Source organism: Gordonia terrae, assembly GCF_051789125.1.
Lineage (GTDB): Bacteria > Actinomycetota > Actinomycetes > Mycobacteriales > Mycobacteriaceae > Gordonia > Gordonia terrae_A.
In genome coordinates this window covers 954,591-980,933 of record NZ_CP196526.1, presented here as the reverse complement: position 1 = coordinate 980,933, position 26,343 = coordinate 954,591, and the positions used below count along the sequence as shown (strand labels likewise).

Here is a 26,343-nt window from a genome sequence, read left to right as displayed (position 1 = left end):
CAGCACCTGCGGGCGCCACACACAGACGCCGCGGGCCTGGGAAGTCTGCGACCGGCACCGGCTCGGTGTAGCGATACTCTGTCTGGCGACGCGCCAGGGAAGCGAACAGTCTGGGGCGAACAGTCTGGGGCGAACAGTCTGGGCCGATCCACACGGGCTCGAGCAGCAGATGTCCGTGCAGGTCCGGTTTGACACAGGGGGATGCGATGGCCGATGTCCGCAAGGCGAGGGCACTCTTCGAACTCGGCGTCCTGTCCCTGAACATCCCGGTCGAAGGCCAGGAACCGATCGACAACCCGGCTCAGGCCGCCAAGGCCTTCACCCGCTCCACCGAATGGGACCCGTCGCTCGGGGATGCCTGGATCGGCCGCCTGGCCTGCGGCGACACCAGCAACGAAGTTCTCCTCGGCCTCTACCGCGCCCGGGCGTCGATCGGCGTGGAGCAGCGCAGGCTCGGCCTGCCCCCGGGCACCATCGTGGGCCGCTGGTACACGGGCATGATGATCGACTACCCGGTGTCGGGCGCTGTCGAGGCGACCGCGGCCTACGCGGCCAGCCTCGTTCGCGGTGCGGACTACGCCGGCGCCGAGGAGGTCCTCGACGACGTCCCACCCGCGCATCGCACACCGATCGTCGACTTCGTCCGTGCCTCGCTCCACTTCGCCACCCAGCGCTGGCCCGACGTCCTGGCCTCCCTGACCCGATCCGACCGGTGGAACGACCCCTACATGCAGGCGGTCGCCGACTTCATGGCCGGCTCGTCGTGTCTGCATCTGGGCATGCTCGGCGAGGGCATGCGCCGTCTTCAGAACGCGATCGAGGGTCCGATCGCGGCATGCTCGACGCGGGCCATGTTCGCCTACGGCCTCGGCCTGCGCGAGCAGGGGCACGAAGACAAGGCCAAGGCGATGTTCGAGCAGGCCTACGCCCGGGACCCGTCGCTCGCCTCGGCGGCCGAGGCGATGCGGTCGCCGTCGATGCGGGTCACCCGCACGACGCCCGAGGAGATCGCCGAGCGCACCGATCGCTGGGACCCGGCGTCGGTCCCCGATCGCGCCGAGACCCTGCTGTCGGGCTCCGCCGACCCCGCGGGCGCCGACGGCCTCGTCACCGAGGCGCAGCGCGAACTCGCCGAGCAGATCGGCCTCGACTCGGTGAAGCAGCAGGTGGCCAAGCTGCAGTCCACGGCGACCCTCGCGAAGGTCAGGGCCGATCGCGGTCTGTCGACATCGGCCCGCAGCCTGCACCTGGCGTTCACCGGACCTCCGGGCACCGGCAAGACGACCGTCGCCCGCATCGTCGCGAAGATCTACTGCGGACTCGGGTTCATCAAGTCCGACAAGGTGGTCGAGGCGACCCGGCGTGACATGGTCGGCGAACATCTGGGCAGCACCGCCATCAAGACGTCGGCCCTCATCGACTCCGCGATGGACGGCGTCCTGTTCATCGACGAGGCCTACACCCTCATCCAGCAGGGATTGTCCGGTGGCGACGCGTTCGGTCGCGAGGCCGTGGACACCCTCCTCGCGCGGATGGAAGACGATCGCGACCGCCTGGTCGTGATCATCGCCGGTTACGACTCGGAAATCGATCGCTTCCTGGCCGCCAACGACGGTCTCGCATCACGCTTCGCGCGTCGTGTGCGCTTCGACTCCTACACACCCGGCGAACTCGCCCGCATCGCCGAGTTCATCGCGCGCAAACGCGATTCGTCGCTGACACCCGAGGCGATGAACGAGATCGAGCAGGCCTGCGGACCCCTCTACCACGACGTGCGTGAGCACCGGGGCAGCCCGCGTCGGGCCACCGACCTCGCGGGTAACGGTCGCTTCATCCGCAACATCATCGAGGCCGCCGAGGAGGAACGCGAGTTCCGTCTCAGTGCGGCGGGCGATCTCGAAGCGCTCAGTCAGGACGATCTCATGCGGATCGACACCGAGGACGTCCGCGCGGCCATCTCGGGTGTGCTGTCCGGACTCATGCGCTGACACCGTGTCCCCGACGATCGTCGTCGACTCATCCCCCGACATCATGAGAGGTGGCCTCATGCCCACATCCGTCCGTCGTACCCGTCTGTGGCGATTCGGTACCGTCGCCGCGCTCGCCACGATCGTGGCGACGGGGCTCGGGGCCTGCTCCTCCGACGACTCCGAATCAGACCCGCCGGTCACGTCGGCGCTCTCGTCGCCCACCGCCACCTCGGTGCCCCGCCCTGCGCCCGCCGGCTCACCACAACCCACCGCCTCAGACGCCGCGAGTTCAGCGGCAGCGTCGATGACCTGCAAGGAGTTCCGGGCACTCGACGACAGGTCGCGTACCGAGGCCGTGACGGAACTGGGCGCCGGAGCGAATGCGGGCCAGGTCGCCACCGTCGCCGCGACGGTCTGCCTCAGCCGGCCCGGGGACAAGCTGTCCGACGTCGTCGACGAACTCCTCGGACGCTGATACTTTCCTCAACCATGAGCAAACGTCCGTGGACCCTGCTGCACGGACCGTTGTTCACCCGCCGCCGGCCACTCGACCGCGAGCATGCGGCGCCCCGCATCAGCGCGTACATCTACGGCAACATCCTGATCCTCGCCGTTCTCATCCCGCTGCACGTCCACGACGACTTCGTCGGCATTGCGATCCTGCTGGGCACCGCGGCGTCGACCTTCATCGCCCACGTGTTCGCCGAAGGTGTCGCGCGGCGCGTGCAGGTCGGGCCGATCCGCCCCACGACCGCATCGGCGCTCGCCCACCTGCGCGACTCCGTGCCCATCCTGACGTCGGCGCTCGTCCCCTGCGCCGTGCTGCTGATCGGCCTCGTCGGCTGGATCGAGCCACGCACCGCGCAACTCGTCGCCGAGATCGTGATCCTGCTCCGTATCGGCGGCACGGTGTTCGTCATCGATCGGTTCAACGACGAGCGGCCCAGCCGGGCAACGCTGTTCAGCGCCGCCGCGGTCACCCTGCTCGCGACCCTGATCGTCGTGATCAAGATCCTCGTCACGCACTGAGGGCCCTCAGCCCCCGGCACCCTCCGTGGTGACCGTGAGGATCGCCTCGGTGAACTCCGGACGGCAGATGATGAGGTCGGGCAGATAGGTGTCCTCGTTGTTGTAGACCAGGGGCGTCCCGTCGATGCGTCCGCACCACAGGCCCTTCGCCTTCGCGACGGCAACGGGTGCGGCCGAATCCCACTCGTACTGACCGCCGGCGTGCACGTAGGCATCCGCCTCCCCGCGCACCACCGCCATCGCCTTGGCCCCGGCCGACCCCATGGGGAGGATCTCCCCGGCCACCGCCGCGGCCACCTCGTCGGCGAAAGCCGGTGGGCGCGAACTGCTCACGACGACGCGCGGAACGCCGGTCCGCGGACGCGACGCCAGACCTTCCACGGGGTCGACGGCGGAGTCGTCGTCGAGGTAGGTCACGCCGAGCGCGGGCAGTGCGACCGCGCCGGCGATGAGCCCGTCGGTGGACGACCACAGGGCGACGTGTACCGCCCAGTCGCTTCGACCGCCCCCGGGTTCGTACGTGCCGTACTCGCGGGTGCCGTCGACCGGATCGATGATCCACACCCGCGGGGCGGACAGGCGCGAGGAGTCGTCGGCCGATTCCTCCGACAGCACCGCGTCGTCGGGACGCACCTCGGCGAGACGGCCGAGGATGAACTCGTTCGAGCGTCGATCGCCCTCGTTGCCGAGTTCCTTGCCGGTCAGCCCGGTGGTGCGGCGGATGTCCAGCAGGAGTTCGCCTGCTGCGGTCGCCAGTTCGCCGGCAAGTGCACGATCGTCGGTCACGGGGGTTCCTCTCGGTCGGTTACGAGGCTCGCGCGGCGATCGCGCTCGTCACAGTCCCAGGTTACGCAGCACGAGGTCGGCCACCTCTGACGGCGGACCGTCGTCCGGGGTGATGACCAGCTCGGGATCCACCGGACGTTCGTAGGGCGAGTCGATGCCGGTGAACTGACTGATCTCGCCCCGGCGGGCCCTGCTGTACAGCCCCTTGGGATCGCGGCGTTCGCACTCCTCGAGCGGGGTGTCGACGAAGATCTCGTAGAACGGCAGCCCACGCTCGGCATGGATCTCGCGCGCCCGTTGACGCTCCTCGGCGAAGGGGCTGATCAACGAGATGATCGCGACCGAACCGGAATCGGCGAACAGGGCCGCGACCTCGCTGGTGCGGCGGATGTTCTCGCGCCGGTCGTCATCGGAGAACCCGAGATCGGAGTTCAGCCCGTGCCGCAGATTGTCCCCGTCCATCAGGTACGCCGGACGTCCTTCGGCGACGAAACGGCGCTCGAGTTCGACGGCCAGCGACGACTTGCCCGACCCCGACAGGCCCGTCAGCCAGATGGTCGCGCCCCGGTGTGCCCGATGCTCGCGAGCGACCTTCGTCGCCTGCCACACGACGTGGCTGTCATGGCTCACCGGTGCGGTGATCATGCCGGCGCCGACTGTGCGGTTGGTGGCCTCGTCGATCAGGATGAAGCTGCCGGTGTCCCGATTGCGCCGGTAGGAGTCGAAGGACACCGGCTCCTGGGTGTGCAGGACGACCCGGCCGATCTCGTTGAGCGACAGGCCTTCGGCGTCCTCGTCGCGGTGCAGCGAGTTGACGTCGAGCCGATAGTTGAGGCCGCTGATCTGCGCTCGCGTCAACCGCGTGCCACACAGCAGCTGGTATCGGTTGCCGGGCCGGAGTTCGGCGTCCTCGGCGAACCAGCACACCATCGCGTCGAGATCCCGGCCCACATACGGCCGGTTGTTGGGACGCGCGAGCATGTCTCCGCGGACGATGTCGATCTCGTCGGCGAGTTCGACGGACACGGCCATCTCGGCGAAGGCCTCGTCCACCGCCCGCCCGCCCGGCGCCCAGATCTCGGTGATCGTCGTGCTGAACCCGCTCGGGAGGACGACGACCTCATCCCCCTTGGCGAAGACGCCGCCGGCGACGGTCCCCGAATAGGCCCGGTGGTCGGCACCGTCGCTGCGCTGAGGACGGATCACGTACTGAATGGGCAGTCGTGCATCGATCAGGTTGCGGTCCGAGGCGATGTAGACGTGCTCGAGGTGGTTGAGCAGCGGACGGCCCTCGTACCACGGCATGGCCGACGACTGCTCGACGACGTTGTCGCCGCGCAACGCCGACATCGGGATGAAGGTGAGGTCCACGACGTTGAGCTTGGCCGCGAAATCGACGAAGTCCGCGCAGATCTCGTCGAAACGCTCCTGCGACCAGTCGACGAGGTCCATCTTGTTGACGCAGATGGTCAGGTGGGGGATGCCGAGCAGGGACGACAGGAACGCGTGACGGCGGGTCTGTTCGAGCACTCCCTTGCGGGCGTCGATGAGGATCATGGCGAGATCGGCCGTCGACGCACCGGTCACCATGTTGCGCGTGTACTGCACGTGCCCGGGCGTGTCGGCGATGATGAATTTCCTTCGCGGCGTGGCGAAATAGCGGTACGCGACATCGATCGTGATGCCCTGTTCGCGTTCTGCGCGCAGACCGTCGGTCAGCAGGGCGAGGTTGGCGTACTCGTCGCCCCGCTCGGCACTCGTGCGCTCGATCGACTCGAGCTGGTCGGTGAAGATGGCCTTGGAGTCGTAGAGCAGGCGGCCGATGAGCGTCGACTTGCCGTCGTCGACCGACCCCGCGGTGGCCAGGCGCAACATCTCGGTGGCGCCACCGGCGACGCTGGAGTTCCCCATCAGAAGTAGCCTTCCTTCTTGCGGTCTTCCATCCCTGATTCGGAGATCCGGTCGTCGGCTCGGGTGGCTCCGCGCTCGGTCAGCCTCGTCCCCTCGATCTCCTCGATCACCTTGGCCACGTCGTCGGCGGCCGACAGGACGCACCCGGTGCACGTGGCGTCGCCGACGGTCCGGAACCGCACTGTCTCCGTACGCACCTCCTCACCCGGGAGTTCCTGCAGGAAGCGGGTTTTCGCGAGCAGCATCCCGTCGCGGGGGATCACCTCGCGCTGGTGCGCGTAATAGATCGGCGGGAGGTCGATGTCCTCGGCGGCGATGTACTGCCAGATGTCGAGCTCGGTCCAGTTCGACAGCGGGAACACCCGGATGTGTTCGCCCTTGTGGTGGCGTCCGTTGTAGAGCCGCCACAGCTCCGGCCGTTGCTCACGCGGATTCCACGCGCCGAACTCGTCGCGGAAGCTGAACACGCGCTCCTTGGCGCGAGCCTTCTCCTCGTCGCGACGCGCGCCCCCGAACACCGCGTCGAAACGGCTGTCGGTGATGCCGCGCAGCAGCGCGGTGGTCTGCAGCCGGTTGCGGGTCGCACCCGGCCCGGTCTGTTCCACGACACGCCCGGCGTCGATGTCGTCCTGCACCGAGCTGACGATGAGTCGGACCCCGGTCTCCTCGACGACGCGGTCCCGGTACTCGATCACCTCGTCGAAGTTGTGTCCGGTGTCGACGTGCATGAGCGGAAACGGGACGGGCGCGGGCCAGAACGCCTTGCGCGCGAGGTGGAACATGACCACCGAGTCCTTGCCGCCGGAGAACAGCAGCACCGGACGTTCGAACGTGGCCGCGACCTCACGGAAGATGTGGACCGACTCCGCTTCGAGCGCCGCGAGGTGCGACAGCTCGTAGCCGTGATGCGGATGTCGACCGGTCTTCGCGTCGAGTGGAATGGTCACCGGGTGCAACCCCCTTGACATGTCGAATATTCGACACTAAGTGTTGACAATGTGACACAAACCGTAGGCGACCTTTCCGACGCTCGTCAACCGGCACGTGGTGCGTCGCCTCCGACGTCCCGTGTCGTGGCGATCGTCGAACTGCTCGCCCGCGCCGACCAGCCTTCGCTGACCCTCGCCGAGATCGTTCGCCAGACCTCGCTGTCGCGCGCCACGGCGCATGCCATCGTCTCCGAACTGGTCTCGGCGGGTTGGCTCGTCCGCGATCCCGTCGCGGGCACCTTCTCCGTCGGTCCCGCCTTCGTCGCGTTGGCACGGAACGCCGATGGCGCCGATCACCTCATCCGGTGGGCGGCCTCGGCGGCCCGGGAACTGTGCCGACGCTTCGAGATCCCGTGCTTCGTGGCCCGCCGCACCTCGGCGGACACCGTGACGCTGGCATCGCACGCCTTCCCCCCGCATCTGGCTCCCGATTCCGAGCCGCACCCGTGGCTCCGCAACGGCAGCCGCATCCGGTTGCGGCCGCCGATCTGCCGTGAATTCATCGCGTGGGACCCCCCGGACGCACGGTCGGAGTGGGTCGCGCAGGCCGCCGAATCCACCCGCACCCGGCTCCGGCTCGTCCTCGACGTCGTGGCCGAGCGCGGCTACTCGATCGAGCGGATGACCGACGATCACGTCGCGATGATCGAAGCGCTGAGCTCGCTCGACACGATGTCGGAGACGTTGCGGGCCAGGGTCGGCGATCTGCTGACCGAGCTGTCGGTGATCGACTACCTGCCCGAGGAACTCGACGCCTGCGCGGTGGACGGCACGGGCATCCCGGTGGTGACCATCGGAGCGCCGGTCTTCGACGCCGCCGGCCGTGTGGCAGCGGCGATCGTCGCCTGCCCGAACGCGACCCTCGACATCGACGAACTGCGGGAGCTCGGTGACGCGACGCGTGCCGCCGCAGACGAGTTGTCCGGCCAGACGACCTGAAGAATGCCCGGGCACCATCGGGCGGGTGAATGACATGTCGTCGAAATCGGCACAGAATCGGTCATGTCGACGAGAATGACCGGGACCCGCGTCACGCCATCACCGTCACACGCAAAGGGAGTCCGGACATGCCGAGCACCAGGATCAGCACCCGGTTGGCCGCCGCCGCCATCGCACTCACAGCCGCCGCCGGACTGGGCGTCGCCGCCACCGGCGAGGCGGGAGCGGTGACACGCGAGTTCCCGCTGTCGAATTGCGTCGGCCTGAGCCCGAACGTCGTCGACGTCCCCTTCCTCGCCCGCCGCGCCATCGTGAGCACCTATGCCGGCAACGCCTACATCGCGTCCGATTTCACGAGCTACTTCCCCGGCGGGTACCAGTCCTCGGCACGGCTCGACTGGCACAATCTCGCCACCGGCAAGCGTGGTTCGAAGGTCAGCAACGTTCGCGTCAACCCGCCCTACCAGGGCGTCCACTACTTCGTGATCCCCGTGAGCCAGATCGGCCGGGGCCGCGTCAACGTCACCTTCAGCGCCGTCAACCGCAACGCGCTCTGGAGTGTGCCGTCGACGAGTTGCGGTGGGACCGTCGTCGTCCCCTGAGGCAAAGAACCGCCGGACCGTGTCTCGCGCGTAGCGCATCTCTGTCAGTGCCGCGCGGAGCTCGAGGCACCCACTACCAACCAAGCACTTGCTAGGTTAGTCTCGTGGGCATGAGTGACGCCGTCATCCCGCCCCCGCTCGGCCCCGATGATCTCGGCCCGGACACCTCGCCCGTCGCCTACGAGACCGGTGGCCCCGAGGGGGCGGTCGCCTATGTGACGCTGAACCGTCCGGAGTATCGCAACGCGCAGAACTCGGTGATGACGTATTCGCTCGACGCCGCGTTCCGCAAAGCCGTCGAGGACTCGTCGGTCAAGGTGATCGTGCTGCGGGCCAACGGCAAGCATTTCTCCGCGGGCCACGACATCGGCACGCCCGAGCGCGATTTCGACACCTTCTACGAGAACGCCGCCGTCCTGCACTGGGACCACACCGACAAGACCGGCGCCGACCAGCGTCTCGCCCGCGAGATGGAGGTCTACATGGGGATGTGCCGCCGCTGGCGCGACATCCCCAAGCCCCTGATCGCCCAGGTCCACGGCGCCTGCATCGCGGGCGGCCTCATGCTCGCCTGGATCTGCGACTTCATCGTGGCGTCGGATGACGCGTTCTTCTCGGATCCGGTCGCGCGGATGGGCATTCCCGGTGTCGAATACTTCGCCCACGCCTTCGCCCTCGGCCCCCGTCGCGCCAAGGAGATCCTCTTCACCGGCGAACGCTTCACCGCCACGCAGGCCGCCGACTGGGGCATGGTCAACCACGTCGTCCCCCGCGAAGCCCTCGACACCAAGGTGAACGAGATCGCCGAGAAAGCCGTGGGGATGCCGATGCAGGGCCTGTTCCTCAGCAAGAAGGCCGTCAACATCTGCGAGGACCAGATGGGCCTGCGCAATTCGATGGACTCGGTCTTCGGCTGGCACCACTTCGCCCACGCCGCCAACTCCGAGGCAGGCGGCGACTCGCTCGGCGGCATGGACGCGAAGTCGATGAAGGCATCGTCCGCTGCTGCTTCGGGATTGGGGAGCTGACATGGACCTGCTGTTCGACGAAGCCGCCGACGCCTTCCGCGCCGAGGTCCGGGCATGGTTGGCCGATCACGTTCCGCGCGAGCCACTCCCGTCGATGGACACCGCCGAGGGTTTCGAGGCCCACCGCGAGTGGGAGCGCACGATGGCCGCCGACCGCATGTCGGTGGTCAGCTGGCCGGTGGAGTTCGGCGGGCGTGACGCCCCGCTCCTGCACTGGGTCATCTTCGAAGAGGAGTACTACCGGTCCGGCGCCCCCGGTCGGGTGAGCCAGAACGGGATCTTCCTGCTCGCCCCGACGCTGTTCGAGCACGCGAGTCCGGCTCAGCTGGAACGTATCCTGCCGCGGATGGCGAACGCCGACGACATCTGGGGCCAGGCCTGGAGTGAGCCGGAGGCGGGCAGCGACCTCGCGTCCCTGCGGTCGACCGCCGTCCGCACCAGCGGTGGTTGGTTGCTCAACGGTCAGAAGACGTGGAGTTCGCGCTCGAGTTTCGCCGACCGGGCCTTCGGCCTCTTCCGCACCGACAAAGAGGCGCAACGCCACAAGGGCCTGACCTACTTCATGTTCGACCTGCGCAGCGAGGGCGTGACCGTCCGGCCGATCGCACAGCTCGACGGCGAGGCTGGTTTCGCGGAACTGTTCTTGGAGAACGTCTTCGTGCCCGACGACCCGACCGACCCCGGTGAATCGGGCGTGATCGGGCAGGTGGACAACGGCTGGCGGGTGGCGATGAGCACCGCGGCCAACGAGCGCGGCCTCTCGCTGCGAGCGCCCGGCCGGTTCCTGGCCACCACCGACCGCCTCGTCGAACTGTGGCGTTCCTCCCGGGACACCGTGCCCGCCACCGCGAACACCGATGCGCGCGTGGCCGACGCCTGGATCGGTTCGCGCGCATACGAGCTGTCCACCTATCAGACGGTGAGCCGTCTCGCCGCAGGTGGCGCGCTGGGCTTGGAATCGTCGATCAACAAGGTCTTCTGGTCGCAGTGGGACATCGCCGCACACGAGACCGCCCTCGATCTCCGCGGCCCTGTCGCCGAACTGGACGACCCCTGGATGGACGGTTACCTGTTCTCACTGTCGGGGCCGATCTATGCGGGCACCAACGAGATCCAACGCAACGTCATCGCCGAGCGCCTGCTCGGCCTTCCCCGCGGAGATCGCTGATATCCATGGACTTCCGACTCACCGACATCCACACGGATCTGGCCTCGACGGTGGACGCGATGCTGGGCAAAGCCGACATGCCGGCCGCGACGCGCGCATGGGCCAAGGGCGACCGCGCGGCGGTCACCAAGGTGTACTCGCAGCTCGCCGACGCGGGCATCTGCGGCCTGCTGATCGACGAATCGCACGGTGGCAGCAGCGCCGGCGCGGTCGAGATGGTCGTCGCCGTCGAGCAACTCGGCCGCCACTGCGCGCCGGGACCGATCGTCGAGAGTGTTGCGGTCCTGCCGGTCCTGCTCCACGACGCCGACGTGTCCGCCCCGCTCAGCGATCTCGCCGAGGGCCGGCTCGCGACATGCGCCATCGGGCCGCTGCAACCCCTGGCCGCCGACGCCGACTCCGCCGACGTGTACCTCGTCGAAGACGGTGTGCTGTCGCGCGCGAAGGTGCGCGACACGAGCGCCTCGGTGGACACGACGCGCACGTTGTCTCGGATCGACTCCAGCGAGGTGCTCGCCTCCGGCGTCGACGCCTCCGATGCCGCCGACGCGGGCGCGCTCGCCACGGCCGCACAGTTGCTCGGCCTGGGCCAGGCAATGCTCAACATCGCCTCCGAATATGCTCAGTCGCGCAAGCAGTTCGGCAAACCCATCGGCTCGTTCCAGGCCGTCAAACACCACCTCGCCGATGTCGCGATCGCCATCGAGATGGCCCGTCCGCTCGTGCACGCGGCGGCACTCGGGATCGACGGTCAGGTCCCGGAGGGCACGAACGTCTCACGGGACGTGTCGGCGGCGAAGGTCGCGGCCGCGGAGGCCGCCGACCTCTCGGCCCGGCGGTCCCTTCAGGTGATGGGGGCGATCGGGTACACCGCCGAACACGACATCTCGTTGTACATCACCAAGACCCGCGCGCTGCTCAGTGCCTGGGGTTCCCCCGCCGTCCACCGTCAACGCATTCTGGAGACCCTGTGACCGCTCTGTCCGCGATCAGCCCGGAAGAACGCGAGGCGCTTGCCGAGGCCGTTCGTGACCTGCTTCAACGCCGTGGCGACTCGACGTCGGTCCGCGCCGCGATGGCCACGACCGGCCGGATCGACGCACCGCTGTGGCAGACGCTGTGCACCGAGATCGGTGTGGCCGCCCTGCCGATCCCGGAGGAGCTCGGTGGCGCCGGCGCCTCCTGGGCCGAGACGGCGGCGGTGCTGGAAGAACTCGGCGCCGCGCTGAGCCCGGTGCCCGCCTTCGGTTCCGCCGGGCTGGCCACCGGGGCGGTTCTCCTCGCCGGTGACGACGAGGCGTCTAACCGTCTGCTGCCCGGCCTGGCCTCCGGTGAACGTGTCGGCGCGGTGTGCTGGGCGGGCGTCCGCGGATGGGACACGCCGGGCGCGCACGCCGACGCCGGGCTCCTCTCCGGCACCGCGCATTACGTCATCGACGCCGAAACCGCCGACACGCTGCTGGTGCTGGCGTCCGGGCCGGGTGAACACATCACCCTGCACGAGGTCGCGGCGGACGCCGAGGGCGTGTCGGTGTCGCCGATGCCCGTGATGGACCCCACCCGGAGCCTGTCCTCGGTCCGGTTCGACGAGGTGGCGGCCTCGGTCATCCCGGCGCCGGGAGATCTCGCCGCACGGTTACGGACACTCGGGTGGGCCCTGCTGTCGGCGGAACAGGTCGGCGGCGCACAGCGGGCGCTCGATCTCACCGTCGACTACACCAAGTCGCGCAAGCAGTTCGGGCGGACGATCGGCTCGTTCCAGGCCCTCAAGCACCGGATGGCCGACATGTACGTGCTCGTCGAGACCGCACGGTCGATCTCCCGTGCCGCGGTCCTCGCGGTCGCCACCGACAGCGCGGAGGCCGCCGAGCTGGCTCTGGCCGCTCACGTCCACTGCTCCGACGCGTACCGATCCGTCGCCGGCGAGGCCATCCAACTGCACGGCGGGATCGGCATCACCTGGGAGCACGACATCCAGCTGTACTTCAAACGGGCGCAGGCCACCTCGCAGCTGCTGGGTGCGCCGCACACGGCGGTCGCCGACGTCGCTGCCCGGCTCCGCTAGGCAGCTGAACCGCCCGATCGGGAATCGGTAGCGACAATGCGCGCCATATCCGCATTCTCGCTACGAAATCCCTGGGGTCAGACGGCGAATGCCGCCTCGACCGTCGCCTCGTCCAGCCCGTAATCGGAGAGCTGGTAACGGTGTTGGGGTTTGCGGGCGCCCGACTGGCTCTCCTCGTCCAGCGCCGTCACCGCCGCGCGGGCCTCGTCCAACATCGGGCTTCCGAGCGCGGCGTACACCCGCTCGACGGTGCCCATCGGATCGCTCCGCAGATCGGTGAAGTCGATGTCGAGGAACTGACTCGGGTCGTAACGCTTGCGCGCCGCGGAGAACTCGCGGAGGCCGCGTGACCACAGCTCGAGTTGGTCCTGTCCGATCTGAGGCCCTGTGAAAGTCGTGGAGTACCCGGACGTCGCGTGCTCGGCCAGGCTGCACATCGAGGCGATCAGCGTGGTCGGTGGCCGGTGGGTCTGGATCACGAGCGCGTCGGGGTACGCGGCCATCAGCGCGTCCAACGCGAACAGATGGCTGGGGTTCTTGAGCACCCACCGCTTCCCCGGATCGTTGAGACCGATCAGCTGCAGGTTCCGGCGGTGGCGCAGGTAGGCCGGCGTCCAGTCCCGGGTCGACAACCACTGCGAGTACGTCGGGACGTGCGCCAGCGACTCATAGGAGATCGACATGACGCTCTGCCGGAGCAGCTGCCAGCACTCCTCGACCTCGCCGGCGTCCATGTAATGCAATCCCATGAACTCGGGGTTCTCGACGTGGTGCTGCTCGAAGCCGGACTGGATCTGGCGATAGACCGGGTTGTCGGACCAGGTGTCGCGCGGCGGACGTGGCTGGGGGAATTCCGCGAGCCACATCTCGACGCCCTGGTGCGCGGGATCGGCGGCCAGGAGCCGATGCAGCGCGGTGGTTCCCGTGCGCGGCAGACCCGTCACGAAAATCGGACGCGTCACCTCGACGTCGGCGAACCCGGGGTTGGCCTTCCACGACGCCTCGCTGAGCAATCGCGCGACGAGCGCACCCTTGAGGAAGTAGCGGAACATCTTGCTGCCGAGTTCGGTCAGCCCGGCTTCGGACCGGTACGACTCGAGCAGGATGCCCAGCGGTTCCAGGTAGTCGGAGTCACCGAAGTCGTCGAGTCCGGTGGCACGGGTCGCCGACGAGTGCAGGTCCTCGATCGTCCCGACGTCGGTGCGCGCAGCACTAGTCATGATATTCACCGCAATTCACGTCCAAGGTATGACCGGTGATGGCGCGTGCCATCGGTGAGGCGAGGAAGACGACGGCGTCCGCGATCTCGTCGGGCTCGGGCAGTCGTTTCAGGTCGGACTTCGACGCGGTCTGCGCGTAGACATCCTCCGGGGTGATCCCGTACTTCTTGGCGACCTCGCCGAAGTACCACTTCAACTGGTCGTCCCAGATGTAACCCGGCGCAACGGAGTTGATGCGAATACCCTTGTCACCCAGCTCCGTCGCCAGCGACTGCGACATGGCGAGGAGCGCCGACTTGGCGATCTTGTAGCTGCCGTACCGGGGCTCGGAATGCCGGATGACCATCGAGTTGATGTTGACGATCGAGCCGTCGGACTCGGCGAGGGTGTCGGTGAACGCGCGGATGACGCGCAGGGTCCCCAGGACGGTGACCTCGAGGCTGGCTGCGATCTGGTCGAAGTCGGTGCGCGACAACGGCTTCATCGACGGCAGCGCGAATGCGTTGTTGACCAGTACATCCGCGCGACCGAACTCGGCGCGCGTGGTGGCCACCAGCTCGTCGACGGCCGCGTCGTCGGTGATGTCGGCCGGCACGACGAGGCTCGTCCCACCCGCCGCGTCGATCTCCGCGGCGACCTCCTTCAGCCGCGATTCCGTCCGCGCCGCGAGTACCACCCGGGCGCCTTCGGCGGCGGCGCGCAGACAGATCGACCGGCCCAGACCCGGACCTACGCCCGACACCACGACCACCTTGCCGGCCAGCAATCCGCCCGACGGCACACTCTCGCTCATCCCAGCATCCTCTCGGCGAACCCGCGTTGCCGTGCTGCGATCCGTTCCGCCCAGCCCTCGGCATCGATCCTGTTGTGCTCGAGATGCGGCAGGTGCGCTGCGACGTCGTCGAAGGCGACGACCTGAGCGCTCGGACCGAGTTCGGGTCCGATCGCGGAGTCGCTGCGCTGCCAGCGGAACTGGAGGATGCCCTTGGCTCGGCCGGTCGTCTCGATCCAGTTGGCCACGCCGGGATCTCGGTGTGACACCACCATCCGGATCATTCCGTCCGGATCGACCTGCGCCTGAGCGGAGTTCAGGCTGGTCTGGTGATTCACGTAGTCCAGCGAGATGTACCACATGCTGCCGAGCTGAAAGCCCTGGTACGGCGCGTCGGATCGCGGGATGGTGATGACCATCGCCTCGTCGGGACCCAGGCGGTAGTGACCGACGGAGGAGAATTGCGTACTGAGTCCGCCGGGCGTCTGGCGCGGCGCGGTGAAGGTGTTGACCGGCTCGTCGAGGTAGAACCACTTGGGGAAGTTGAACCAGGTGTTGATGCGTGTCAGCAGCATCTTTCCCGCGGTCGCATATCTGCGGGACACACGCGCCAGGTCCGGCTCCTCGGGCGCCGACCCGACGGTGTCGACGCGCTCGATGGTGATCGACCCCTTCCGCTCGGTCCAGTCCGAATACACCTCGCGCACAGCGAGCATCGACGCCCCGTCGCCGAGCGGGAAGTAGTTGTCCGGAGGATCCGGGAGCGGCGGCCCGAAGGTCAACTCGAACGAACCGTCCTCGGCGATGGTCAGGCGACGGTCGTCGAACGCGTCCTCGCCGCCGGGCACCTCGGACGCCGTGTAGTCGCCCCGCAGCACCTGGAAGCTGAGATCTGTTGTGGTACCCCGTCGCCCGCGTACCACGTAGGTCCCGGTCGGTTCGACGTCGGCGTGATAGTAGAGCGTGTCCGGATTGTCCAGCCCCATCTTCGTCGCCGGGCCGGTCGAGGTCACGAAGTTCGGGTGTGAGAGCGACCGCGCTCGAACCAGTTGTACGATCGCGGCGATGCTGCCGGCGAGATAGTCGAGCCCCTCCGCGAGATCTTGCTCGGTCTCGGCGAAATCGGCCGATGTGACGAGCTTCTCGGCTTCGGCGATGGCGTCGGTGAGCGGCTGGGTGACCAGGGTCGTCGTGACGTCGGTGCTCATAACCAGGTGTCCCCGCCCGTCCATGTCAGGAAATTCTCCAACTCGGCCTGTGCGGGTGTGACCCGCGGATGTTCGGTCGACAGGTAGCCGCCGCGATAGAAGAGGAGGGGCTTGTCCTGCAACACCTCTCCGAGGGTGAGGGCCCGCCCGATCACGATGTGGTGGTCGCCGCCGTCGGTGACGCTCTCCACGTCGCACTCGACCCAGGTCAATGCATGCCGGATGACCGGCAACCCGGCCGGGGACGGGTCCCAGGTGACGTTCGCGAACTTGTCGTCACCGGGGGCGCCGAATGCGGCACTGACGTCCTGCTGCCGGTTCGACAGGACGTTCACGCAGAACTTGCCCGCCTTCTCGATGACCTTCCAACTGCGCGAGGTCTTCATCGGACAGAACAGGACGAGCGGGGGGTCGAGGGACAACGCGGCGAACGACTGGCAAGCGAATCCCACCGGTTTGCCCGCGTCGTCGAGTGTGGTGATGACCGTGACGCCGGTGCAGAACTGCCCCATGGCGGTACGGAACTGCCGGGAGTCGAAATCGGCAGAACCGTAGGGGGTTCGCGTCATATCAGGCCTTGAACCCGACACTGAAGTCGTGTCCCCACAGACTCACCGCGGTGCTCTCGCGGGCGATCCATTCCTCGTCCTTGACCGTTCTTCCCTCGCAACCGAATTCGATGTCGAACCCGCCTGGCGTCTTCATGTAGAAGGACAGCATCAGGTCGTTGACGTGCCGACCCAGCGTCGCCGACATCGGCACCTTCTTGCGTTGCGCGCGATCGAGGCACAGTCCGACGTCATCGGAGTTCTCGACCTCGACCATGAGGTGGACGATGCCGGTGCTGTTGGGGATCGGCAGGAACGCCAGGGAGTGGTGCCGCGGATTGCATCCGAGGAAGCGCAGCCACGGGACCTCGTCGCCTTCTTCGCGGCCGACCACCTGCGGGGGCAACCGCATCGAGTCGCGGAGACGGAATCCCAGGACGTCGCGATAGAATTCGAGCGCCGCCTTGTCGTCGGTGCAGGTCAGCACGACATGCCCGAGTCCCTGCTCCTCGGTGACGAATCGGTGGCCGTACGGACTGACGATGCGACGATGTTCGAGGGCGGCACCGTGAAACACCTCGAGGGTGTTGTCGGCCGGATCGTCGAACACGATCATCTCGGCGACGCGACGGTCGGCGACCTCTTCGTCCTTACCCTCGCGGAACACCACCCCGGCACGTGAGAGGCGATCCCGGACATCCTGTAGCGCGGCGGCGTCGGCGACTTCCCATCCGGCGCAGGCGAGCCGGTCGTGCTCGGACGGCACGATCACCAGCCGCGCGGGGAAGTCGTCCATCCGGAGGTAGAGCGCACCGTCGGTGAGCCCGGAACCCTCGATCATGCCGAGGACCTTGAGGCCGTAGGTGCGCCACGCCTCGATGTCGGTGGCTTCGATCCTCATGTATCCCAGCGAGCGGATCGGACTGTCAGTCATCTCCAGTGCTCCTGTCTAGTCCTTGCTCCCGGAGGAGCGAGCTTGCGAGCGTCACGAAGGGGCGTCACACCATCGTGTCGCCGATGGGAATCCCGAACTCGCCGTTGCCGAATGCCACGTACGCGCGCTCGGGATCGTTGGCGGCGTGCACGCGGCCCGCGTGGGCGTCGCGCCAGAACCGCTGGATCGGGGTGCCGTTCTCCAGCGCGTGCGCTCCGGAGTTCTCGAAGAGCCGGTCGATCGCGGAGATGGCCCGCCCGGTCGCTCGCACCTGGTCACGACGCGCGGCCAGACGCAGTTCCATCGGGACCTCCTCGCCGGCCAGGATGAGGTCGTACTCGGCCTGCAGGTTGCCCGACAACTGACGCCACGCGGCGTCGATGTCGCTGGCCGCCTCGGCGATCCGGACCTTGGCGAACGGATCCTCCTTGGCCTTCTCGCCGGCGTACGCAGCCCGGACACGCTTGCCCTGGTGCTCGACGTGCGCCCGGTAGGCGCCGTAGGCCATTCCGACGATCGGGGTCGCGATGGTGCTGGGATGAATTGTCCCCCAGGGCATCTTGTACACCGGGGCGGTATTGCGCTCGAGGCCCGGGCTCTCGCCCATCGACATCGTCCGCATGCTCAACATGCGATGCCGCGGCACGAAGACGTCCTTGACCTCGATCGTGTTGGAGCCGGTGCCGCGCAGTCCGACGACGTTCCACACATCCTTGATGGTGTAGTCCTCGCGCGGGATCAGGAAGCTCACGAAGTCGACGGGTTTGCCGTTCTTGATGACCGGGCCACCGACGAACACCCAGTCGGCGGTCTCGCACCCCGACGACCAGGCCCACGAGCCGTTCACCTTGTAACCGCCGTCGACGACCTCGCCCATACCCATCGGCGCATACGACGACGAGATGCGGACGTTGGTGTCCGAACCCCACACGTCCTCTTGCGCCTGCTGGTCGAACAGCGCGAGGTGCCAGTTGTGCACGCCGATGATGCCCGAGACCCAGCCGGTGGAACCGCAGGCCGAAGCGATGCGGCGGACCGCCTCGTAGAAGGTCACCGGATCGACCTGGTAGCCACCCCACTGCTCGGGCTGCAGCAGCTTGAAGAATCCGGCGGTCTCGAGACTCGACACCGTCTCCTCGGGGATGCGGCGCAGATCCTCGGTCGACTGCGCACGCTGCTCGATCTCCGGGAGCAAGGCACTGATCTTTTCCAGGACCTGCTCGGCGGCTTCGCTCCGTTGTGCTGGCATCTCGCCTGCTCCTACTCGTCTCTCCTCGGCCGGAAGACCGGCCGCTGTACCATCGAGTTCGAGATTAGAACACGTTCTCATTTCTGTCGAGCACTGCGGATTCATGCCCATGTACAGGCCAGATCGCACCCTGGGAGGTCGATCGGCCTGACAAATCTGAAACGTGTTCTAGTATTGAGAGCAGACCCTGACGCGATACGAGCCACAGACAGGAGAGGGCATATGTCTTCAGGACCCGAGACGATGACCCCGGGCACCCCCCGCTCGTCGGACGGAGCCACCGCCACGGATGGGGCGGATGTCGGCATCCGGGAGATCGACACCGGGGCGCCGCCCACCCGATTCGCCCGCGGCTGGCACTGCCTGGGACTGCTCGGCGAATTCTCCGACGGCCAGCCCCACTCGGTGCAGATCTTCGGGACCAAGCTGGTCGTCTGGGTCGACACCAAGGGCGAGGTCAACGTACTCGACGCGTTCTGCCGGCACATGGGCGGCGATCTCTCCCAGGGCAAGCTGTCGGGCGACAACGTCGCGTGCCCGTTCCACGGCTGGCTCTGGAAAGGGAACGGTCGCTGCGGGGGCGTTCCCTATGCGAAGCGGAACCCGAAGCTGGCCAAGACCCGCTCCTGGCCGTCGATGGTCCGCAACGGCCAGGTCTTCGTCTACAACGATCCCGAGGGCAATCCCCCGCCGGACGAATGCATCATTCCCGAGCTCGACGAGTTCGGCACCGACGAGTGGACGGCCTGGACATGGAACCGCCTCGTCATCGAGGGTTCCAACTGCCGCGAGATCATCGACAACGTGGTCGACATGGCGCACTTCTATTACGTTCACTTCGCCCTGCCGGACTACTTCAAGAACGTCTTCGAGGGCGAGATCGCAGCTCAGTACATGAACTCCCACGGCCGGCCCGACGTCTCCCTCGGCACCAACTACGGGGACAGCCGCCTGGAGTCGATCGCGGCGTACTACGGCCCGTCCTACATGCTCAACCCGATGATCCAGTATTACGGCGGCTACGCGGTCGAGACCATCCTCACCAACTGCCACTACCCGATCGACGAGAACTCCTTCGTTCTCATGTACGGCGTGATGGCCAAGGTGCCCGACGGTCTGACCGCCGAGCAGGCGTCGAAGATGGCTGACAAGATCAGCTCGGGTGTCGAGGTCGGCTTCCTGCAGGACGTCGAGATCTGGAAGAACAAGACGCGCATCGACAATCCCCTCCTCGTGGAGGAAGACGGCCCGGTCTACCAGCTCCGTCGGTGGTACGAGCAGTTCTACGTCGACAAGGCCGAGGTCACCGACGAGATGACCGGACGCTTCGAGTACGAGATCGACACGTCCAAGGCCCTCGAGAGCTGGAACGAGGAGATCCAGGAGAATCTGCGTCGCCAGGAGGCCGAGAAGGCTCAGTCCTCGGAGACCACGGCGTCCTCGGAGAAGGCCGAGGTCTGACGATGACCCGGGCAGCCGAGGGTCGAGTGGGTACCGATCGGTGGGCGAAGGCGCCGGACTTCCACGCCGATCCCGACCGTCGTGCCCGGGTTCACGAGGCGACGCAGCGCGACCGCGAGCACTACCTCCGGGGCGGTATGCGTGAGATCGAGTGCCGGGCATGCCATGCCTGCGTGCTCGTGAAGAAGACGAGTTCGTTCCACACGAGTGTGCAGTGGAATGCCGACGCCCGAGATCGCTGCCTCGGCCTCGAGCAGATGCGCGCCGGCGGCGATGACGGCAACGGGCCTCTTCTCCCGGGCGCGATGATGCCGACCTGCGCCCGACTGTCGGCCAGCATCGACCACGGGGTTGCCGAGGGCATCATCCCGGCGGAGTCACCGCGATCCGACCCGGACGGGTACTGGTGACAACCGGGCACGGCAATTAGCCACCGGCCCAATCACATTAGTGACCACTAGCCTCAGGCATCACAGCGGTCACACCTTCGTCACACGTAGGGCACGACCGACGACGCGCCGTCGACCGTCGGCGAAGCTGTCGTCATGCCCGTTTCCCGAACGCGTCGCACGCGCGTGACCTGCACTCTTGCCCTGACCGCCGCACTCACCATCGGCGTCCCCCTCACCGGTTCGCCGTTGGCCGACACCGCCCGCGCGGCTGCCGCGGGATCCTCGGACGCCACGGGTTCGGCGCCGATCTACCTCCCGGTGCCGACGCAGGCCGGGCTCAACGCGCTCGGCGCAGCGATCACCCAGATCGGCAAGCCCTACAAGTGGGCCGGTGTCGGTCCACATTCGTGGGACTGCTCCGGGCTGGTGCGGTGGGCGTTCTACACGACCGGGGTCCACCTCCCGAGGACCAGTCAGCAACAGGCGAAGGTCGGTCACGCGATCCCGCTCCGTGCGCTCGCCCCGGGCGACATCATCATCTTCGGCCGCGACGCCGGGCACGTCGGTATCTACGCCGGCGCCGGCCGAGTGTTCAACGCGTACGGGCCCAACGGTGTACCGATCGGTTTCACCAAGCTCAAGAACATGGGCTACATCAAGACGATTCGCCGGTTCGGCTGACCGTCGGCCGCGACAGCAGCGTTGTGAGTACCCATCCGGCGACGACGGCCAGCAGCAGGACCGCGACCACGACGGTCCCGATCAGGCCGTAACCGGGCTGCATGGCGGGCAGCTCTGCACCCAACGCCTCCGACACCGAGTCGGAGAACAACTGTGCGGCAGGATCACTCAACGTCCGGACGCCGACAACCAGTGCGATGAGCGACGCGAGACCGATCAGTCCGACGGCAGACGGCCGGAGTCGGGTGCGCCACCAGCCCAGTGCCGCAACGACCGCGATCACCGCGCCGGCCACCACCACGCTCAGACCGGGATCGTCGGTCTTGTCCGCGAAGAAGAACTCGACATCGTCGGTAGTCGCTCCCAGGATCTTGACGTGACCCAATCCGGTGATCGACGGTTCCACACCTTCCTCGGTCCAGCCCCACTGCACCTGGGCGAGGAGGACCAGCAGGAGCCCCCCGACCAGCATCGCGGGCCAGGCGAACCCGCGGAGTCGCTCGGCGGTGTCTCGTTGCGTCGTCATGCGACCAGGGTGCCATTCCGGTCTGCGGTGATCGGGGGTCGGGACCGATGAGTTTGCGCGACCATGACAGTCAGAAGTGTGTCGATCGAATCCATCGCCGTTCAGTACGAGAGGACATGACATGGCCGACTACGCAGCTCCTTCGGGGGCACCCATCTGGTTCGACCTGATGAGCAGTGACACCGCGAGAGCCGAGGAGTTCTACGGTGCGATCTTCGGCTGGGAGGCGGAGGAGGCCGACGAGGAGTTCGGCGGCTACCGCAACTTCACGAAGAACGGCAAGCGCGTCGCGGGTCTCAGCCCGACGATGGATGGTGCGGGGCCGCCGAACATCTGGTCGGTGTACCTGCACACCGAGGACGCGGACGCGACCGTGAGGGCCGTCGAACAGGCCGGCGGGTCCATCATGGTGCCGCCGATGGCCATCGGCGAGGAGGGCACGATGATGGTCGCGGTCGATTCCGCGGGCGCAGTCATCGGCTTCTGGCAGCCGAACACCCATGTGGGCTACACCGAGTACGGCGTCCACGGCACCCCCTATTGGTTCGATTGCCAGAGCAAGGACTACGCCAAGTCCCTCGACTTCTACCGGGCCGTACTCGGCGCGCGCATCGAAGAGGTCGGCACCGGCGGTGACCCCGATGCCGTCGGACCCGACAACTACGGACAGGTCTTCTTCGGCGAGATGTCGTATGCCGGGATCATGGACTCGGTCAAGCTCTTCCCCGCCGAGGTGCCGTCGTTCTGGCAGGTCTACATCACCGTCGACGATGTCGCCGCCACCGTGAAGCAGGCCGAGGGCCTCGGCGCCGAGATCCTGATGGCCGGCGAAGACACGCCGTACGGCACGCTCGCCTCCATCAAGGACCCGATGGGCGCGCTGATCTGCCTGGGCCATCCGCCGGCCGGTATGTGAACTGACCGCGGCCGGACTCATGGGCATCTGAGCGCGTGAGTCCTGCCGTGCTCCGCCGCCGAGACAAGCCTTCATCCCCGACGGCCGCTCGTGGTGAGCCGGTTCGGCGACGGCTCGCCGCTTCGGGTACTGCCGGTGAACTGGCGGACACGAGAACCACACTCGTGGAACACTTCTGCCAACCACCGAACAACACCCACACCACCTGAACGGCTGGAGGACGCCATGGCCGGCGGAGAACTCGTCATCGACGTCGAAGGACTGCGCAAGTCCTTCGGGAAGTTCGAGGCTCTACGAGGCCTGGATCTGCAGGTCGAGCGCGGTCAGGTGCATGGTTTCCTCGGCCCCAACGGTGCGGGCAAGTCCACGACCATCCGCGTGCTGCTGGGCTTGCTGCGCGCCGACTCCGGCCGGCTCCGCTTGCTGGGCGGCGATCCGTGGCACGACGTCGTCGAGCTGCATCGTCGCCTCGCCTACGTCCCCGGAGATGTGTCGCTCTGGCCGTCGATGACCGGAGGCGAGGCCATCGACCTGCTCGGAGCGATGCGCGGCGGCCTCGACGAGGCACGGCGATCCGAACTCGTCGACCGGTTCGAACTGGATACGAGCAAACGCGGTCGGCAGTACTCGAAGGGCAATCGGCAGAAGGTCGCGATCGTCGCCGCACTGGCCTCCGATGTCGAACTGCTGATTCTCGACGAACCGACCTCCGGTCTGGACCCGTTGATGGAGAAGGTCTTTCAAGAGGTCGTGGGCGAGGCGACGGCACGCGGAACGTCGGTGTTGCTGTCGAGTCACATCATGGCCGAGGTCGAGACCCTCGCCGACCGGTTGAGCATCGTCCGGGCAGGCGAGATCGTGGAGACCGGCACCCTGACCGAGCTCCGCGGACACACGCGCACCAGCATCCGTGCAGAACTGGAGACCATCCCCCTACGCGACCAGCTGGCCGTCCTGCACGACATCGACCTGGAGGGCAACCGCCTGGTGGCGACCGTGGACTCCGACCGGATCGACGAGGCCATGCGCGCGCTCCTCCCGTACGGCATCGCATCGCTGACCGTGGAGCCGCCGTCGCTCGAGAGTCTGTTCCTGCGCCTCTATGACAACGACGGCAGTGACACCGACGGCACCGCTACCGGCGACACTGCTACCGACGGCCGCGCGACGGGCGCCCGCTGATGACCGCGGCCGCGGCCGTCGCCGGTACCGCTCCCCTGCTCCGTGCCTCACTGCGCCACGAGGCACGGACGTTCGCACCCTGGGTGGTGATCACCACCGCGCTCTCGGTGTCGTCGGTGATCGTCTACCCCCTGCTGTTCCCGGATCTGGCCGACCGGAAAGCCTTCGCGGCCACGGTCGGGTCCAACCCGGCCCTCGGCCTCATCTTCGGACCCGCTTTCGATCTGTCCACCACCGACGGGTTCAACGCATGGCGCAGCCTCGCCCTCGGCGGTTTCATCACCGCGTTGGGCGCCATCCTGATCGTGTCGAAAGCGAGCCGCGGACAGGAGGATTCGGGGCAGGCGGAGCTCCTCGCGGCGGGTGTCCTGGGCCGCGAGTCGCGACTGCTGACGGCCCTGGCGCTGTCGTTTGTCGCCTCGCTGGCCGTCGGTGTGGTCTCCGGGATCGCCACCGTGCTGTGCGGTGGAGGTTGGCAGGCATCCTTTCTGCTGTCCGCCGGGTTCACCGTCACCGGTTGGATGTTCGCCGCGGTGGCTGTGGTCACGGCTCAGATCGGTTCCGACGCGCGGACCGCGACGACGATCGCCGTCTCGGTCCTCGGGGTCCTGTTCATCCTGCGGGGGTTCCTGTACTCGGTGAGTGCGCCCGGCTGGACCACCTGGGTCAATCCGCTGGGCTGGATCACCGAGACGCGTCCGGGGACGGGCGACCACTGGTGGCCATTGCTCCTCGGGATCGCCTTCGCCGCCGTCGTCTCCGCGATCGGTTTCCGGCTGCAGGTGTCCCGCGACTTCGGTCAGGGCCTGATCGCACCGCGCCCCGGACCCGAACGCGGAACCGCCCGCACGCCCCTGGGTCTCGCCATCCACCTGAACCGGGCATCGATCTCGGCGTGGTGTGCGGCCTTCGCCGGCCTGGGCGTGATCTTCGGCTACTTCACGGGCTCGGTCGACGACCTGTTCGGCGCGAATCCGGCCATGGCCGAGATCTTCGCCTCTGGCGCAGCCTCTCCCGACGATCTCGTCGCCGCATTCCTGACCACCATCCTCAGCCTCGTCGGCATCATCGCCTCGGTGGGCGGAGTGCAGATCGTCAACCGGATTCGCACCGAGGAACTCGACGACCGCACCGAGCCGGTCCTGGCCGCGGCGATCAGCCGACACCGCTACCTGGCGTCGAACGTCTCCATCGCGTTTCTGGCGCCCGCACTCTTCATGCTGATCGCAGGCGTCGTCATCGGCATCTTCGCATCCGCGGCCCACATCGGGATCACCTTCGAAAACGCGTTCCTGCAAGCGGTCGCGACCATTCCGGCGGTATGGACCGTGATCGCGCTCGCGGTCGCGGTCATCGGCGCCCGGCCCCGGATTCAACCTGCGTCATGGATCGGGGTCCTGGCATCGTTTGTCCTCACCCTGCTCGGCCCCAGCTTCAAGCTGCCGACCTGGGCCCTCGGCATCAGTCCCTTCTTCCACGTGCCCGACGTGTCCGCCGCCTCGCACAGTTGGTGGGGACTGCTGTGGATCAGCCTGTTCACCCTGGCCTTCCTGGCGATCGGATTCCTGGGTTTCCGGCGCCGCGACACCCCCTGACCCGCACCTCGCTGCTCCCCGGGATCTCGTAGCGACAATGCGCGCTATAGACCGTCTTGCGCTACGAGATCCGCGTGGGCGGGTGCGGTCGATACCGCGGATCGTACGAACCGCCACGACGCCCCACGCCGAGACCAGGACCGCAAACCCGGCTACCGCGGCGAACTCGAAAGCCACGCCGCCCGGTGTGAGCGCCAACGCGCTCGAACCCGTGACATAGGTCCCGACCGGGAAGGTGAACGACCACCAGGTCATCGCGAAGGGCATCCCGGAACGCACTGTGCGCAGGGTGAGTCGGCCGGCGATCACGATCCAGACGGTGGCGGCCACCCAGACGACGAGCCCGTAGCCGACGGCGAACGAGTGCAGGGCGCCGATGATCGGCCCGGTCACGACATGGGGTGCGGCGTGGGAGAGCAGGCAGGCTGCGGTCACCGACTGTCCGAGCGGGCCCAGCACGATCCACCACGTCGGGACCATGTGCGCAGCACCGTGATCACCGGTCCGCAGGCGCAGGACGAGTGCCGCCATGATCGGCACCGAGGTCACGACCGTCAGTACGAACATGGCGTACCCGACGCCCAGCACCAGGTGCGCCGCCCATCCGCCGTTCAGTCGGGTCACCAGCACAGCAGCGGCCGACGCCGACACCATCGGCGCGACAACCGGCATCAGCCAGCCGCCGAAAGCGTCGTCGACACGCGCCCGCCCGACGATCAGGTGCCGGTACGGGATGGCCACCGCCGTGATCACCCCGCCGAGGGTGCCGAGAACCCAGCACGCAAGATCTATGCCCAAGGCCACGTCGCGACCGACGAGGGGGGCGCCCACCACCAGGGTGCTGGTCCCGACCGTCATCACCGCCATCGGCACCGCGCCGTAGAAGTGGGCCACCACCCGATGCGCGTGGTGTCCGCGGGCGACCTCCGGGTCGAGCAGCCAGTGGCGGATCGTCGCGACCACCACCCCGACGAACACCGTGCACGCCAACAGCCAGAAACCGCTGGCCAACAGTCCGATCCCCGAGGGTTGCCACGGCAAACCGTGGGCGGCGATCGCGATGATCCCGGTGCCCATCACGGCCGCGAACCAGTTGGGCGGCACGTAGCTCACCGACCGCGGGCGGGCGCCGGCCGCTGTCCGGGAGAGGGCGATGGTGGTCATGTCCACCA

General features: G+C 67.5%; 25 protein-coding genes and 1 pseudogene. 15 read left to right on the top strand and 11 right to left on the bottom strand.

Annotated elements, in window-relative coordinates:
* Positions 1 to 206 precede the first annotated feature (206 nt).
* The 3 genes from eccA to ACSUZC_RS04485 are packed head-to-tail and all read left to right on the top strand — an operon-like array spanning position 207 to position 2,999.
* Positions 207 to 1,988 carry a type VII secretion AAA-ATPase EccA gene (gene eccA / locus ACSUZC_RS04495; RefSeq protein ID WP_439031709.1) on the top strand — a complete coding sequence of 594 codons (1,782 nt, stop codon included), beginning with the start codon at positions 207 to 209 and terminating at the stop codon, positions 1,986 to 1,988.
* Between the two features lie 58 nt (positions 1,989 to 2,046).
* Complete coding sequence (locus ACSUZC_RS04490) at positions 2,047 to 2,445, top strand: hypothetical protein (protein WP_439031708.1); 399 nt, start codon at positions 2,047 to 2,049, stop codon at positions 2,443 to 2,445.
* A gap of 14 nt (positions 2,446 to 2,459) precedes the next feature.
* A complete protein-coding gene (locus tag ACSUZC_RS04485; protein ID WP_439031707.1) occupies positions 2,460 to 2,999 on the top strand; it encodes a hypothetical protein in 540 nt (179 codons plus the stop codon).
* 6 nt (positions 3,000 to 3,005) lie between these two features.
* Here the strand turns inward: ACSUZC_RS04485 and ACSUZC_RS04480 are convergent, their stop codons facing one another.
* The 3 genes from ACSUZC_RS04480 to cysD are packed head-to-tail and all read right to left on the bottom strand — an operon-like array spanning position 3,006 to position 6,643.
* Positions 3,006 to 3,785, bottom strand: a complete 780-nt coding sequence (locus ACSUZC_RS04480) for a 3'(2'),5'-bisphosphate nucleotidase CysQ (protein WP_439031706.1) — start codon at positions 3,783 to 3,785, stop codon at positions 3,006 to 3,008.
* Positions 3,786 to 3,833: 48 nt separating this feature from the next.
* A complete protein-coding gene (gene cysC / locus ACSUZC_RS04475) occupies positions 3,834 to 5,696 on the bottom strand; it encodes an adenylyl-sulfate kinase (protein WP_439031705.1) in 1,863 nt (620 codons plus the stop codon).
* The gene (gene cysD, locus ACSUZC_RS04470) at positions 5,696 to 6,643 is read right to left on the bottom strand and encodes a sulfate adenylyltransferase subunit CysD (protein WP_439031704.1); all 948 of its coding nucleotides are present in this window, start codon (positions 6,641 to 6,643) and stop codon (positions 5,696 to 5,698) included. The genes cysC and cysD overlap by 1 nt, the downstream gene beginning before the upstream one ends.
* A 51-nt stretch (positions 6,644 to 6,694) precedes the next feature.
* Here cysD and ACSUZC_RS04465 point away from each other — a divergent pair, with 51 nt between their 5' ends.
* From ACSUZC_RS04465 to ACSUZC_RS04440, 6 genes are all read left to right on the top strand, one after another.
* Positions 6,695 to 7,624, top strand: coding sequence for an IclR family transcriptional regulator (locus tag ACSUZC_RS04465; protein WP_439031703.1), 930 nt, complete (start codon positions 6,695 to 6,697; stop codon positions 7,622 to 7,624).
* A 128-nt stretch (positions 7,625 to 7,752) separates the two neighbouring features.
* Positions 7,753 to 8,226: a hypothetical protein gene (locus ACSUZC_RS04460; RefSeq protein WP_439031702.1), complete on the top strand. Its 474-nt coding sequence runs from the start codon at positions 7,753 to 7,755 to the stop codon at positions 8,224 to 8,226.
* Between the two features lie 110 nt (positions 8,227 to 8,336).
* Positions 8,337 to 9,254: an enoyl-CoA hydratase gene (locus tag ACSUZC_RS04455; protein ID WP_439031701.1), complete on the top strand. Its 918-nt coding sequence runs from the start codon at positions 8,337 to 8,339 to the stop codon at positions 9,252 to 9,254.
* 1 nt (position 9,255) lies between these two features.
* The gene (locus ACSUZC_RS04450; RefSeq protein WP_439031700.1) at positions 9,256 to 10,422 is read left to right on the top strand and encodes an acyl-CoA dehydrogenase family protein; all 1,167 of its coding nucleotides are present in this window, start codon (positions 9,256 to 9,258) and stop codon (positions 10,420 to 10,422) included.
* Between the two features lie 5 nt (positions 10,423 to 10,427).
* Positions 10,428 to 11,396: an acyl-CoA dehydrogenase family protein gene (locus ACSUZC_RS04445; RefSeq protein ID WP_439031699.1), complete on the top strand. Its 969-nt coding sequence runs from the start codon at positions 10,428 to 10,430 to the stop codon at positions 11,394 to 11,396.
* Positions 11,393 to 12,487, top strand: coding sequence for an acyl-CoA dehydrogenase family protein (locus ACSUZC_RS04440; RefSeq protein WP_439031698.1), 1,095 nt, complete (start codon positions 11,393 to 11,395; stop codon positions 12,485 to 12,487). Before ACSUZC_RS04445 ends, ACSUZC_RS04440 begins: the two co-directional genes overlap by 4 nt.
* A 77-nt stretch (positions 12,488 to 12,564) precedes the next feature.
* Here the strand turns inward: ACSUZC_RS04440 and ACSUZC_RS04435 are convergent, their stop codons facing one another.
* The 6 genes from ACSUZC_RS04435 to hsaA all read right to left on the bottom strand — a co-directional run bounded on the left by ACSUZC_RS04435 (position 12,565) and on the right by hsaA (position 18,418).
* A complete protein-coding gene (locus ACSUZC_RS04435) occupies positions 12,565 to 13,707 on the bottom strand; it encodes a sulfotransferase family protein (RefSeq protein ID WP_439031697.1) in 1,143 nt (380 codons plus the stop codon).
* On the bottom strand, positions 13,700 to 14,500 hold the full coding sequence (locus ACSUZC_RS04430; protein WP_439031696.1) for an SDR family oxidoreductase: 801 nt from the start codon (positions 14,498 to 14,500) through the stop codon (positions 13,700 to 13,702). Before ACSUZC_RS04430 ends, ACSUZC_RS04435 begins: the two co-directional genes overlap by 8 nt.
* Complete coding sequence (locus tag ACSUZC_RS04425) at positions 14,497 to 15,687, bottom strand: hypothetical protein (protein WP_439031695.1); 1,191 nt, start codon at positions 15,685 to 15,687, stop codon at positions 14,497 to 14,499. The genes ACSUZC_RS04430 and ACSUZC_RS04425 overlap by 4 nt, the downstream gene beginning before the upstream one ends.
* Entirely contained in the window at positions 15,684 to 16,256 is a 573-nt protein-coding gene (gene hsaB, locus ACSUZC_RS04420; protein ID WP_439031694.1) for a 3-hydroxy-9,10-secoandrosta-1,3,5(10)-triene-9,17-dione monooxygenase reductase subunit, read from the bottom strand. The genes ACSUZC_RS04425 and hsaB overlap by 4 nt, the downstream gene beginning before the upstream one ends.
* Before the next feature lies 1 nt (position 16,257).
* The gene (gene hsaC / locus ACSUZC_RS04415; protein WP_439031693.1) at positions 16,258 to 17,169 is read right to left on the bottom strand and encodes an iron-dependent extradiol dioxygenase HsaC; all 912 of its coding nucleotides are present in this window, start codon (positions 17,167 to 17,169) and stop codon (positions 16,258 to 16,260) included.
* Between the two features lie 64 nt (positions 17,170 to 17,233).
* Complete coding sequence (gene hsaA / locus ACSUZC_RS04410) at positions 17,234 to 18,418, bottom strand: 3-hydroxy-9,10-secoandrosta-1,3,5(10)-triene-9,17-dione monooxygenase oxygenase subunit (RefSeq protein WP_439031692.1); 1,185 nt, start codon at positions 18,416 to 18,418, stop codon at positions 17,234 to 17,236.
* Between the two features lie 222 nt (positions 18,419 to 18,640).
* Here hsaA and ACSUZC_RS04405 point away from each other — a divergent pair, with 222 nt between their 5' ends.
* The 3 genes from ACSUZC_RS04405 to ACSUZC_RS04395 all read left to right on the top strand — a co-directional run bounded on the left by ACSUZC_RS04405 (position 18,641) and on the right by ACSUZC_RS04395 (position 20,952).
* Entirely contained in the window at positions 18,641 to 19,879 is a 1,239-nt protein-coding gene (locus tag ACSUZC_RS04405) for a Rieske 2Fe-2S domain-containing protein (RefSeq protein ID WP_439031691.1), read from the top strand.
* Positions 19,880 to 19,881: 2 nt separating this feature from the next.
* Complete coding sequence (locus tag ACSUZC_RS04400) at positions 19,882 to 20,289, top strand: hypothetical protein (RefSeq protein ID WP_439031690.1); 408 nt, start codon at positions 19,882 to 19,884, stop codon at positions 20,287 to 20,289.
* A gap of 135 nt (positions 20,290 to 20,424) precedes the next feature.
* Positions 20,425 to 20,952: a C40 family peptidase gene (locus tag ACSUZC_RS04395; protein ID WP_439031689.1), complete on the top strand. Its 528-nt coding sequence runs from the start codon at positions 20,425 to 20,427 to the stop codon at positions 20,950 to 20,952.
* Here ACSUZC_RS04395 and ACSUZC_RS04390 read toward each other — a convergent pair.
* Positions 20,927 to 21,478, bottom strand: coding sequence for a hypothetical protein (locus tag ACSUZC_RS04390; protein ID WP_439031688.1), 552 nt, complete (start codon positions 21,476 to 21,478; stop codon positions 20,927 to 20,929). The genes ACSUZC_RS04395 and ACSUZC_RS04390 overlap by 26 nt on opposite strands.
* Before the next feature lie 121 nt (positions 21,479 to 21,599).
* Between ACSUZC_RS04390 and ACSUZC_RS04385 the strand changes: the two genes are divergently transcribed.
* The 3 genes from ACSUZC_RS04385 (at position 21,600) to ACSUZC_RS04375 (ending at position 25,171) form a co-directional block, all read left to right on the top strand.
* Entirely contained in the window at positions 21,600 to 22,394 is a 795-nt protein-coding gene (locus ACSUZC_RS04385; protein WP_439031687.1) for a VOC family protein, read from the top strand.
* 225 nt (positions 22,395 to 22,619) lie between these two features.
* Entirely contained in the window at positions 22,620 to 23,576 is a 957-nt protein-coding gene (locus ACSUZC_RS04380; RefSeq protein ID WP_439031686.1) for an ATP-binding cassette domain-containing protein, read from the top strand.
* Complete coding sequence (locus tag ACSUZC_RS04375; protein ID WP_439031685.1) at positions 23,576 to 25,171, top strand: ABC transporter permease; 1,596 nt, start codon at positions 23,576 to 23,578, stop codon at positions 25,169 to 25,171. Before ACSUZC_RS04380 ends, ACSUZC_RS04375 begins: the two co-directional genes overlap by 1 nt.
* A gap of 90 nt (positions 25,172 to 25,261) precedes the next feature.
* Here ACSUZC_RS04375 and ACSUZC_RS04370 read toward each other — a convergent pair.
* Positions 25,262 to 26,335, bottom strand: a pseudogene (locus ACSUZC_RS04370) (TDT family transporter); the annotation flags it as partial.
* Between the last annotated feature and the right edge of the window lie 8 nt (positions 26,336 to 26,343).

Coding starts and splice junctions, on each gene's coding strand:
- eccA (WP_439031709.1), top strand. CDS start 207: ATGGCCGATGTCCGCAAGGCGAGGGCACTCTTCGAACTCGGCGTCCTG.
- ACSUZC_RS04490 (WP_439031708.1), top strand. CDS start 2,047: ATGCCCACATCCGTCCGTCGTACCCGTCTGTGGCGATTCGGTACCGTC.
- ACSUZC_RS04485 (WP_439031707.1), top strand. CDS start 2,460: ATGAGCAAACGTCCGTGGACCCTGCTGCACGGACCGTTGTTCACCCGC.
- cysC (WP_439031705.1), bottom strand. CDS start 5,696: ATGGGGAACTCCAGCGTCGCCGGTGGCGCCACCGAGATGTTGCGCCTG.
- ACSUZC_RS04460 (WP_439031702.1), top strand. CDS start 7,753: ATGCCGAGCACCAGGATCAGCACCCGGTTGGCCGCCGCCGCCATCGCA.
- ACSUZC_RS04455 (WP_439031701.1), top strand. CDS start 8,337: ATGAGTGACGCCGTCATCCCGCCCCCGCTCGGCCCCGATGATCTCGGC.
- ACSUZC_RS04450 (WP_439031700.1), top strand. CDS start 9,256: ATGGACCTGCTGTTCGACGAAGCCGCCGACGCCTTCCGCGCCGAGGTC.
- ACSUZC_RS04445 (WP_439031699.1), top strand. CDS start 10,428: ATGGACTTCCGACTCACCGACATCCACACGGATCTGGCCTCGACGGTG.
- ACSUZC_RS04435 (WP_439031697.1), bottom strand. CDS start 13,707: ATGACTAGTGCTGCGCGCACCGACGTCGGGACGATCGAGGACCTGCAC.
- ACSUZC_RS04430 (WP_439031696.1), bottom strand. CDS start 14,500: ATGAGCGAGAGTGTGCCGTCGGGCGGATTGCTGGCCGGCAAGGTGGTC.
- ACSUZC_RS04425 (WP_439031695.1), bottom strand. CDS start 15,687: ATGAGCACCGACGTCACGACGACCCTGGTCACCCAGCCGCTCACCGAC.
- hsaB (WP_439031694.1), bottom strand. CDS start 16,256: ATGACGCGAACCCCCTACGGTTCTGCCGATTTCGACTCCCGGCAGTTC.
- hsaC (WP_439031693.1), bottom strand. CDS start 17,169: ATGACTGACAGTCCGATCCGCTCGCTGGGATACATGAGGATCGAAGCC.
- hsaA (WP_439031692.1), bottom strand. CDS start 18,418: ATGCCAGCACAACGGAGCGAAGCCGCCGAGCAGGTCCTGGAAAAGATC.
- ACSUZC_RS04405 (WP_439031691.1), top strand. CDS start 18,641: ATGTCTTCAGGACCCGAGACGATGACCCCGGGCACCCCCCGCTCGTCG.
- ACSUZC_RS04400 (WP_439031690.1), top strand. CDS start 19,882: ATGACCCGGGCAGCCGAGGGTCGAGTGGGTACCGATCGGTGGGCGAAG.
- ACSUZC_RS04395 (WP_439031689.1), top strand. CDS start 20,425: ATGCCCGTTTCCCGAACGCGTCGCACGCGCGTGACCTGCACTCTTGCC.
- ACSUZC_RS04390 (WP_439031688.1), bottom strand. CDS start 21,478: ATGACGACGCAACGAGACACCGCCGAGCGACTCCGCGGGTTCGCCTGG.
- ACSUZC_RS04385 (WP_439031687.1), top strand. CDS start 21,600: ATGGCCGACTACGCAGCTCCTTCGGGGGCACCCATCTGGTTCGACCTG.
- ACSUZC_RS04380 (WP_439031686.1), top strand. CDS start 22,620: ATGGCCGGCGGAGAACTCGTCATCGACGTCGAAGGACTGCGCAAGTCC.
- ACSUZC_RS04375 (WP_439031685.1), top strand. CDS start 23,576: ATGACCGCGGCCGCGGCCGTCGCCGGTACCGCTCCCCTGCTCCGTGCC.